This window comes from Subtercola sp. YIM 133946 (assembly GCF_036553535.1).
Lineage (GTDB): Bacteria > Actinomycetota > Actinomycetes > Actinomycetales > Microbacteriaceae > Subtercola.
In genome coordinates, this window is sequence record NZ_JAZHPE010000019.1 from 77,354 (window position 1) to 88,220 (window position 10,867).

The 10,867-nt window shown below is 69.8% G+C and carries 6 protein-coding genes; 3 read left to right on the forward strand and 3 right to left on the reverse strand.

All coding sequences use genetic code 11. From position 1 onward, the window contains the following. Positions 1–11: 11 nt before the first annotated feature. Positions 12–2,621, reverse strand: coding sequence for an NAD-dependent DNA ligase LigA (ligA, locus tag V3W46_RS07095; RefSeq protein ID WP_331782389.1), 2,610 nt, complete (start codon positions 2,619–2,621; stop codon positions 12–14). A gap of 13 nt (positions 2,622–2,634) precedes the next feature. After that, on the reverse strand, positions 2,635–3,864 hold the full coding sequence (gene mnmA / locus V3W46_RS07100) for a tRNA 2-thiouridine(34) synthase MnmA (RefSeq protein WP_331782390.1): 1,230 nt from the start codon (positions 3,862–3,864) through the stop codon (positions 2,635–2,637). 130 nt (positions 3,865–3,994) lie between these two features. On the opposite strand from mnmA, the gene V3W46_RS07105 reads away from it, so the two are divergent. Together V3W46_RS07105 and V3W46_RS07110 are read left to right on the forward strand one after the other, a co-directional pair. Continuing rightward, positions 3,995–4,987 carry an endonuclease/exonuclease/phosphatase family protein gene (locus tag V3W46_RS07105; protein ID WP_331782391.1) on the forward strand — a complete coding sequence of 331 codons (993 nt, stop codon included), beginning with the start codon at positions 3,995–3,997 and terminating at the stop codon, positions 4,985–4,987. Between the two features lie 367 nt (positions 4,988–5,354). After that, positions 5,355–7,250, forward strand: a complete 1,896-nt coding sequence (locus V3W46_RS07110; protein ID WP_331782392.1) for a helicase HerA-like domain-containing protein — start codon at positions 5,355–5,357, stop codon at positions 7,248–7,250. 50 nt (positions 7,251–7,300) lie between these two features. Here V3W46_RS07110 and V3W46_RS07115 read toward each other — a convergent pair whose 3' ends face one another. Continuing rightward, positions 7,301–8,545, reverse strand: a complete 1,245-nt coding sequence (locus V3W46_RS07115; RefSeq protein ID WP_331782393.1) for a cysteine desulfurase family protein — start codon at positions 8,543–8,545, stop codon at positions 7,301–7,303. 68 nt (positions 8,546–8,613) lie between these two features. On the opposite strand from V3W46_RS07115, the gene glgX reads away from it, so the two are divergent. Then, positions 8,614–10,668 carry a glycogen debranching protein GlgX gene (gene glgX, locus V3W46_RS07120; RefSeq protein WP_331782394.1) on the forward strand — a complete coding sequence of 685 codons (2,055 nt, stop codon included), beginning with the start codon at positions 8,614–8,616 and terminating at the stop codon, positions 10,666–10,668. Positions 10,669–10,867 lie beyond the last annotated feature (199 nt).

Sequence of the window (10,867 nt, forward strand, 5' to 3'; positions counted from 1 at the left end):
GAGGTGTCAGGTCACGACGAGCTGTCGGCCTTCGCCTCGGGCTCGACAGCGGACTCCACCTCGGGCATGGCCGTCGGTTTGCGTCTGGGTTTCGTGGCCGGCTTGGCCTTTGTGGCACTCTCGGAGGCGCCGGCCGGGTCGGAGGTGGCGCGAGCCGCGTCAGTTCCTGTGACATCTGCCGGGGAGTCGCCCGCGGTTGCCTCGGCGCCGGGCGGGTCAGCCGGTTCCGATTCAGCCGGCTCGGGATCTGCCAGAGCCGCCGGGCCCTCCTTCAGCAGCAGGGCGAACTGCTCGGCGTTGATGATGCGCAGGCCGAGGGCCTCGGCCTTGGGCAGCTTGGAACCGGCACCCGGGCCTGCCGCAACGAAGTCGGTCTTCTTCGAGACGGAGGAGGCGGCCTTGCCGCCGGCAGCGATGATGGCCTCGATGGCGCCCTCGCGGGTGAACCCCTCGAGGCTGCCGGTGGCGACCACCGTGAGGCCGTCGAGGGTGCCGCCTGCGCCGATGTTGGCACCTGGGCCGGGATGCCCGGGGGTGCTGAACTGCACGCCCGCCGCCGTCCAGCGGTCGATGATCTCGACGTGCCAGTCGACCGCGAACCAGTCGATGAGGGCGTCGGCGATGATGCCGCCGACGCCGTCGACCGCTGCGAGCTCCTCGCGACTGGCGGCACGGATGGCGTCGAGCGACCCGAAGTAGTCCGCGAGCGCCCGTGCGGCGACCGGGCCGACGTGGCGGATGCTCAGGGCGACGAGAATGCGCCACAGCGGGCTCGTCTTCGCCTTCTCGATGTTCTCGATGAGCTTGATGGCGCTGGCCGACGGCACGTACAGCTCGTCGCCGTCGAACGCAGCCGGTTCGCTGGTCGCGGCACTGCTCGGGGCAGCCTCGGCGCCGCCAGCGTCGCCCGTGGCGGTGCCGGCAACGGTTCCGCCGCCCGTGCCCGTACCTGCGCCGTCAGCGGCCCGCGGCACGAAGGGGCCGTCTTTCTTCTGCCGACGGCGGCGGAAGGGCGCCTCGCGCTTCGGCGCTCCGGAGTCGTCGAGTTTCTCGAGCCCGGTCTCGTAGTCGCGCACGATGGTCGTGATGGGAAAAATCTGCTCGACAGTGAGGTCGAAGAGGCCGGCCTCGGTGTCGAGTGGGGCGACCGCCGGCTCGTCGGGCTGGGTGAGCGCCGCCGCCGAGACCTCGCCGAGCACCTCGATGTCGAGCGCTCCGCGCGAGCCGACGTGCTCGACCCGCCCACGCACCTGGGCGGGGCAGCTGCGCGCGTTGGGGCAGCGCAGATCGATGTCGTTCTCCTTGGCGGGGGCGAGACGCGTGCCGCACTCGGGACAGAACTCGGGCATCACGAACGCGCGTTCGGTGCCGTCGCGCAGCTCCACGACCGGGCCGAGCACCTCGGGAATCACATCGCCCGCCTTGCGCAGAATGACCGTGTCGCCGATCAGCACGCCCTTGGCCTTCACCACGTCTTGGTTGTGCAGCGTGGCCTGCCGCACCTCCGAGCCGGCGACGCGCACCTTCTGCATCACGGCGAACGGGGTGGCCCGCCCGGTGCGCCCCACGCTCACGACGATGTCGAGCAGCTTGGTCTGCACCTGCTCGGGCGGGTACTTGTAGGCGATGGCCCAGCGCGGGGCGCGGCTCGTGGCGCCGAGTTCTTCGTGCAGCGCCAGCTCGTCGACCTTGATCACGATGCCGTCGAGTTCGTGCTCGACGCTGTACCGGTGCTCGCCGTAGTACTCGATGAAGTCGGCGGCACCCCGGGCATCCGGTTTCACCTCGTAGTGGGTGCTCGTCGGCAGCCCCCACGACTTCAGCAGCTCGTAGATGCCCGACTGCGAGTCGGCGGGCGGGTTGGGCCAGGCGCCGATGCCGTGCACGAGCATGCGCAGGCGGGTCAGGCGTGCATGCATCAGGGCGAGTTGGGCCTCGTTCTTGTTCTCGGCCTTCTGGCGCAGCGACCCGCTGGCGGCGTTTCGGGCGTTGGCGAACAGGCGGTCGCCGGCCGCGAGCTGGGCGGCGTTGAGTTCGTCGAACGCGGCGACGGGAAAGAAGATCTCGCCGCGCACCTCCATCAGGGGCGGATGCCCGGTTCCTTCGAGCCGCGTCGGGATGCCCGGAATGTACGCGACGTTCTCGGTGACGTCTTCGCCGACGACTCCGTCGCCGCGGGTCGCGGCCGAGACGAGCTCGCCGTTGACATAGCGGAGGTTCATGGCGAGGCCGTCGATCTTGAGCTCGCAGAGGTAGTGCACGGCACGACCGGAGTCGCGCTCGACCTTCGTGGCCCACTCGGTGAACTCGTCGATGGAGAACACGTTGTCGAGACTGAGCATGCGCTCGGCATGCTGAACCGGCGAGAACAGGGTGGTCTCGGCGCGGCCGCCGACGGTCTGGGTGGGGCTGTCTTGGCTCTGCAGCTCGGGGAACAGCCGCTCGAGCTCGCCCAGCCGGCGGATCATGCGGTCGTAGTCTTCGTCGGAGACGAGCGAGGCGTCTTTGTCGTAGTAGGCGTCGCGCAACTCGAGGATGCGCGTGGTGAGGGCCGCGGCCTCGTCGCTCGCCTGGTCGAGCGTGAGCTCTTCGGTATCGGTCTTCTCGCTCGTGTCGGTCACGCTGAACCCCTTGTCAGATCGCGGCGGTGGGCGCGGCGCCGACCGAAGCGACGCCGAACGGATCGGCACCGACCGGCGTAACGCCGACGGGCATGGCGCTGACCGGCACGGCGCTGACGGTGCGGTCGATCGTGGTCTGGCCGAGCACGCGAGTGCCGATATAGACGACGGCGGTCTGGCCCGGCGAGACGCCGATGAGCGGCTCGTTCGGGCGGATGACGAGCTCGAACGTCTCTGCAGCCGACCCCGCGGTACCGACCGATTCTGTGGCCGTTCGCACGACCTGCGCCACCGCGGGCACCGGGTCGGCGTGGGCGCGGATCTGCACCTCGCAGTCGAAGGCGGCCTCGGGATGCTCGGGCGCCCGCCCCGCCCAGGTGAACCGGGAGCCGGCGATCTCGGCGATCGCGAGCGCCTCTTTCGGGCCGACCACGACGGTGTTCGAGTCGGGCTTCACCTCGAGCACGAACCGGCGGCGACCGTCGTCGGCCATCACGCCCAGGTTCAGCCCACGGCGCTGGCCGACGGTGAACGCGTGGGCGCCCTCGTGGCTGCCGATGACCGTTCCGTCGCGCTCGACGATCTCGCCGGTGGCCGTTCCGACCTTCTCGGCGAGCCAACCGCGGGTGTCGCCGTCGGGGATGAAGCAGATGTCGTGGCTGTCGGGCTTGTTCGCCACACTGAACCCGCGCTCGGCGGCCTCGGCGCGAACGAGCGCCTTCGACGGGGTCGCCCCGAGCGGGAACATCGAGTGCGCGAGCTGGTCTGCGGTCAGCACGCCGAGCACGTAGCTCTGGTCTTTCGCCCACGCGCTGGCGCGGTGCAGCTCTCGGTTGCCGTCGGGATCGGTGACGATCGTCGCGTAGTGGCCGGTGGCGACCGCGTCGAAACCGAGGTCGAGCGCCTTCTCGAGCAGCGCTGCGAACTTGATGCGCTCATTGCAGCGCATGCACGGGTTGGGGGTGCGGCCCGCCGAGTATTCGGCGATGAAGTCGTCGACCACGTCGAGCTTGAAGCGCTCGGAGAAATCCCACACGTAGTACGGGATGCCGATGATGTTGGCCGCGCGCTGGGCGTCGGAGGAGTCTTCGATGGTGCAGCAGCCGCGGCTGCCGGTACGCAGGGTTCCGGGCATGCGGCTGAGGGCGAGGTGAACGCCCACGACGTCGTGCCCCGCTTCGACGGCGCGTGCCGCCGCCACGGCAGAGTCGACGCCGCCGCTCATTGCTGCCAGAACTTTCATGCAACAAGCATAAGCGGCGCCACCGACAGACCACTGGGGGCCGTGGGTATCTGTGCAGACACCGGCGACACGGGCGCCTGTGGAGCACTCATTCACGAAAGCATCAGACTGATGCACAAGACTGGCTGCGATGTCTCTGCTCCTCCCCACCCGCCCCACCCCGATCGGCGGCGCACCGCAACCGGCCGCGCGCCCAGCCTCGCGGCCGGCACTCGTCGTGCTCACGATCGTGTTCGCGTTGCTGCTCACCGCGCTGCTGCTCTGGCACACCCTCGTGCCCGACATCGGCGGCCTCGGCCTGCTGGTCGACACCGCGGCTCCGTGGCTGGTGCTGCTGGTCATCCCGGTGCTGGTCATGGCGCTCGTGAGCCGTCGGCCGCGCGCACTGGTCGCGGTGCTCGTGCCGGTTATCGCGTGGGCCGCGCTGTTCGGGCCCAGCCTGGTGCCGCTCGACTGGAATGCTCCGGCGGCCTCGACCGCCGACGGCACCCACCTCACGGTGGCGAGCCAGAACATCGAGGCCTCGTCGGGCACGGGCGACGCGTCGGCTCGCACACTGGCCGCGACTGGCGCCGACGTCATCGCGCTCGAAGAGATGACGTCTGACGACTTCGACTCGATCTCGGCCACGCTCGCGGCCGAGTACCCCTATTCGTACGGGGTCGGCACGGTGGGCCTCTGGAGCAAGTACCCCGTCGTCAACGCCCAGCCGCTCAACCTCGGCCTCGGCTGGAACAGGGCGCTCGGCGCCGACCTGCAGACGCCGCAAGGGCTCGTCAGCATCTACGTGATCCATGCCGCGTCGGCGCGCCCGGGTGACGTGTCGGCGCGCGACTCGATGCTCGCGGCCCTCGCGAGCACGCTGCCGAACGACGAGAACTTGCGGGTGCTCGCGGTCGGAGACTTCAATGCGGCATCCACAGACCGCGCGATGGGCGGCATCGAGTCGCAGCTCACCGAGTCGAACCAGAGCGAGGGGATGCTCGGCGGCACCTGGCCGTCGACACTGCCGTTCACGCGTCTCGACCACCTGCTGCAGCGCGGCATGACGGTCACGTCGAACACCACTCTGGCGGCCGGCGACAGCGACCACCGCGCCATCCTGGCCTCCCTCAACCTCTGATCCACCCCCGGCCGCGAGGGCTGGAGTCGTATCGGAACCTGCGAACCGCGCGGTCGGGCCGGCCTCAGCCGGGCCGCCCGGCCGGCCATCGCCTGGTCGCCGGGCCGCCGGGCCACCCATCGCCTGGTCGTCGGGCGCCGGGCCGCCCCTGTTCAGGTGCGCGGGGTTCGACCCACCATCCCATCCCCTCGCGCACTACCGATTGTGCGCAAAGGCACACTATGACGCCCCATAGCGTGCTCTTGCGCACATCGAGCTGCCGAACGGGCTGCCACCTGCTGGCGAAAGCCACGCAGGCTGCGCGGATGACGCACGGGGCGGCTGAAAGGCGGTGCGGTAGAGGGTTGTCGCGGCTTAGGCTGACGGCATGACCGACGACGCTCTGAGAATCGCCCAAGAAGAGGCCGCGGCCGCGGTCGAGGCCGCCCGCCAGGCGCAGGAGGCCGCCGAGGCGGCCCTGAAACGCGCTCAGGATGCCGCACTGGCCGCCGCGGCCGAATCCGCTCCCGAACCCGCCGCCGCGGCCGCGTCGCCCACCCCCACCTCCGCCACCGCAGCCACCACCCCCACCTCCGCGCCCGCACCCGCGGCCCCGGCCCCGCTCGACCCCGCCGCCGTCGACACCATCCGCGCCGGGTACGCCTTCACGGGCCCCGCCCTCGAGATGGGCGCCCTCGTGAACGGTGACCCCGACCCGTCGACACAGGTGCGCATCCCGATCGCCATGACCAATCGTCACGGCCTGGTCGCCGGCGCCACCGGCACGGGCAAGACCAAGACACTGCAGGTGCTCGCCGAGCAGCTCAGTGCGGCCGGCGTTCCGGTGTTCGCCGCCGACATCAAGGGCGACCTGTCGGGCATCGCCACTCCCGGCGCATCGAATGACAAGCTGCTCAGCAGAACGCAGGGCATCGGTCAGGCCTGGCAGTCGATCGCCAGCCCGACCGAGTACTTCAGCCTGGGCGGGGCCGGCAAGGGCATCCCGATTCGCGCCACCGTCGCCGGCTTCGGCCCTCTGCTGATGAGCAAGGTGCTCGGCCTCAACGACACGCAGGAGTCGAGCCTCGGCCTCGTCTTCCACTACGCCGACAAGGCCGGCCTGCCCCTGCTCGACCTGAGCGACCTGCGCGCGGTGCTGACCTATCTCGCAAGCCCCGACGGCAAGGCCGAGCTCACCGACCTCGGCGGAATCTCGCCGCAGACCGTCGGCGTCATCCTGCGCGAACTCATCACCTTCGCCGACCAGGGCGCCGACGTGTTCTTCGGCGAGACCGAGATCGACACCGCCGAGTTTCTGCGCACGACCGCCGACGGCAAGGGCCTCGTCAGCCTGCTCGAGGTACCCGGCGTGGCCGACAAGCCCGCGCTCTACTCGACTTTTCTCATGTGGCTGCTCGCCGACCTCTACAACGACCTGCCCGAGGTGGGCGACCTCGACAAGCCCAAGCTGGTGTTCTTCTTCGACGAGGCGCACCTGCTGTTCCGGGATGCCTCGAAAGACTTTCTCGCTTCGATCACCCAGACCGTGCGCCTCATCCGGTCGAAGGGTGTCGGCATCTTCTTCGTCACGCAGACGCCGAAGGATGTTCCGGGCGAGGTTCTGGCCCAGCTCGGCTCACGCGTGCAGCACCAGCTGCGCGCCTTCACGCCCGACGACGCCAAGGCCCTGCGCGCCACCGTCTCGACCTACCCGAAGTCGGGCTACGACCTCGCCGAGGTACTGCAGAACCTCGCGACCGGCGAGGCGATCGTCACCGTCATGAACGAGAAGGGCGCCCCGAGCCCGGTCGCGTGGACCCGCCTGCGTGCTCCGCAGGGGTCGATGTCGCCGACTCCGGATGCCCAGATCGACGCCAGCGTGGCAGCATCCCCTCTGCTCCCGAAGTACGGCGCGGTCATCGACCGCGAGTCTGCGCGCGAGATCCTCACCGCGAAGCTCAATCAGGCCTCCGCCGAGGCGGCGGCCGCTGCCCAGGCGGTGGCCGATGCGAAGGCCAGAGCCGAGGCCGACGCTGCCGCCGCCAAGGCGCAGGGCGCCGCCGAGAAACAGCAGGCCAAGGCGCAGGCCGACTACGAGAAGGCCCAGGCGCGGGCACAGCGCGAGGCGCAGGCCGAGGCCGAGCGCAACCGCCGGGCATCCGGAACCCGCACGACCTCCAAGGCGGCCCCGAACATCCTCGTCGACGTGCTCGGCTCGAAGGCGACGCAGTCGATTCTCACCAGCGTCGTCTCGGGCATCTTCGGCACCCGCCGCCGCCGCTGAGCCCTACGCCGCAGCCCACGGTGACGCGGTGACACGAGCTGCGCCCTCGGTCAGGCCACGGCGCGGTCGGCGAAGCCGGCCTTCGAGGCGCGCGCCACCGCGGCCGGCAGCGCCGCGACGAGCGCGTCGACGTCGGCGGCCGTCGTTCCGTGCCCGAGTGTGAAGCGCAGCGCTCCGCGCGCCTCGGGTTCCGGCACGCCCATCGCGGTCAGCACGTGCGACACCTCGGGCACGCCCGCCTGGCAGGCCGACCCGGTCGACACCGAGAACCCCGCCACATCCAGCAGGAACAGCAACGAATCACCCTCGCACCCGGCGAAGGTGAAGTGCGCATTGCCGGGCAGCCGGCCACCTGCCGTCACATCGCCGCGCAGCACCGCGGCCGGCACCGACGAACGGATGCCCGAGACCAGCCGGTCGCGCAAGCCCCCGAGCGTGGCGGCGAATGCCGGCATCGTCTCGACAGCGTTGCGGGCGGCGGCGGCGAAGGCCACGGCGCCCGCGACATCCTGCGTGCCGGATCGCCCGCGCTGCTGCCCGCCCCCGTGGATCAGCGGCACCACGTCGGCGGTGCGGGCGATCAGCAGGGCGCCGACGCCGACCGGACCGCCGATCTTGTGGGCCGAGACGCTGAGCGCGGCGACGCCGATCTCGTGAAAGTCGACGGGCAGGTACCCGTAGGCCGATACGGCGTCGACGTGCACGGGCACGCCGTACTTCGCGGCGACGGCGGCCAGCTCGGCCACGGGCTGGATCGTTCCGACCTCGTTGTTCGCCCACAGGAACGTCATGAGCGCGACGTCGTCGGCCCCGCACGCGGAACTCGCACCGCTGCCCCCCGAGCCACCTCCTGAGCCTTCGTCGGCCCCGCCGGCCAGCGCCGCCTCCAGCACCTCCGGCGTCAGGCGCCCCACCGAGTCGACCGGCAGCCACTCGACGACGGCACCCTCGTACTGCGCCAGCCACTCGACCGCGTCGTTCGTCGCGTGGTGCTCGGCCCCGGGCACCAGGATGCGCGGCCGCCGCAGCCCGCCAGGCCCCTGCCGCTTCCAGTACAGCCCCTTGACCCCGAGGTTGATCGACTCGGTGCCCCCCGACGTGAACACCACTTCGACCGGGTCTGCCCCGAGCGACTCGGCGACCGCCTCGCGCGACTCCTCGAGCATCCGTTTCGCCTGCTGCCCCTGCGAATGGATCGACGACGGATTGCCCACCACCCCGAGCGCCGACACGTACGCCTCGAGGGCGCCGGGCAGCAGCGGCGTGGTCGCCGCGTGATCAAGATAGATGGCCATGGCCGAGCCCAGAACTCCCGATTCTCTCGTTTTCGTCGCCGAAACAACTCTTCACTACTCTAAGACGCATGACCCAAGCCGATGCCTTCGCCCACCTCGGAATCAGGCAGACGGCGTCGGGCGGCGAGATCAGGGTGTGGTCTGAGAATGCCACACGAATCGACCTGTGCCTGCTCGACAATAAAGACGCGAACTGGGTCTTCAAGACGGTCGCCCTCGTGCGCGACGCCAACAACGTCTGGTACGGCAAGACGAAGTCGCTGGCGCCGGGTCGCAAGTACGCTCTTCGGGTCAGCGGCCCCGACGGCCCCAACGACGCCTTCGACCCGGCCCTGCTGCTGCTCGACCCCTACGCCCGCGGCCTCGCCCGCACGGGCCCCGACACCTGGCGCGGCGTGGTCATCGACGACCACTTCAACTGGAACGGCGTGCACAAGCCGAAGACGGCCCTCGACCACACCGTCATCTATGAGGGCCACGTGAAGGGCCTCAGCAAGCTGAACACCCGGATGCCCGAACACCTGCGCGGCACATACGCCGGCCTCGCGCACGAGACCACCATCACCTACCTGCAGAAGCTCGGCGTGACCGCTGTGCAGCTGCTTCCCGTTCACGCCTTCGTCTCCGAACGCCGCCTGATGAAGCAGGGACTCAGCAACTACTGGGGCTACAACACCCTCAACTTCTTCAGCCCGCACTCCTTCTACGGCACCCGCCAGGCGCAGGCCGAGGGGCCGAGCGGGGTGTTGCGCGAGTTCAAGGGCATGGTGAAACTGCTGCACGAGGCGGGGCTCGAGGTGTTTCTCGACGTGGTCTACAACCACACCGCCGAGGAGGGCCGCACGGGACCGACCACGAGCCTGCGCGGCATCGACAACGCGAACTACTACCGCCAGACCAAGTCGGGCACGTACATCGATGTGACCGGGTGCGGCAACAGCGTCAACACGGCGACGCCGGCCGTGTCGCGGATGATCCTCGACTCGCTGAAGTACTGGGCGAACGACGTGCAGATCGACGGCTTCCGGTTCGATCTGGCGGCCACGCTCGGGCGCAACGGCGACCACTACTTCGACCCCGGGCATCCGCTCATTCGGGGAATCGTCAACGATCCGGCTCTGAAAGACGTCAAGATGATCGCCGAGCCGTGGGACGTCGGCATGGGCGGCTGGCAGACCGGCAACTTTCCCGCACCGTGGCAGGAGTGGAACGACCGCTACCGCGACCGCATGCGCAAGTTCTGGCTGCGCGACATCAGGTCGATTCGCGAGAACGGGTCGCCGGGCGACGGGGTCGGGATGCTCGCCACCCGCCTCGCGGGGTCGTCGAACACGTTCTCGCAAGCCCGAGGCCCCCTCGCGTCGGTGAACTTCATCACCGCCCACGACGGGTTCACGATGGCCGACCTCACCGCCTACGACGTGAAACACAACGTGGGCAACGGCGAGGCCAACCGCGACGGAACCGACAACAACCTGTCGTACAACCACGGTGTCGAGGGCGCCACGACCAACCGGGCGATCGAGGCGAGCCGGCGGCGCACCATCCGCAACCTGATGGGCACGCTGCTGCTGTCGGCCGGCACCCCGATGATCACCGCGGGTGATGAGTTCGGACGCAGCCAGAAGGGCAACAACAACGCCTACTGCCACGACTCCGAGCTCACCTGGCTGAGCTGGGACCGCCGCAAGTGGCAGAACGGCCTCTGGCAGACGACGCAGCACCTGCTGCGCCTGCGCCGGGAGAACCCCGCGCTCAGGCCCGAGCACTTCGGCGTGTTCGGCGAGACCACTCCGAGCGCCAGCCAGATGGACTGGTACGACGGCGGCGGCAACTCGATGAGTGTCTACGAGTGGAACTCCCCCGAGAACCGCACCCTGCAGTTCCTGGCGGCGTCGACACCCGAGCACGAGGAGCCCAATCGCATCCTCGTGGTCATCCACGGCATCGAGTCGCCCACGAGCGTCGTGCTGCCGCACCACGCGGGCGTCACCCGGTACACCCTGCTCTGGGACAGCTCCGACGACGCTCCCCCGGCTCCGGATGCCCCGCCCCTGACTTTCGCGCCGGGCGCCGACTACCCCGTGGCTGCCTCCTCGCTGCAGCTCTTCCGCGCCGACTGACCCCCGCCGGTTGAGTAGCGGCGCAAAGCGGCGCGTATCGAAACCCCCACGCCCAACACCGGGTTTCGATACGGCGCTTCGCGCCTACTCAACCAGCGGGGTTCCCGCGCCCAACACCGGGTTTCGATACGGCGCTTCGCGCCTACTCAACCAGCGGGGTTCCCGCGCCCAACACCGGGTTTCGATACGGCGCTTCGCG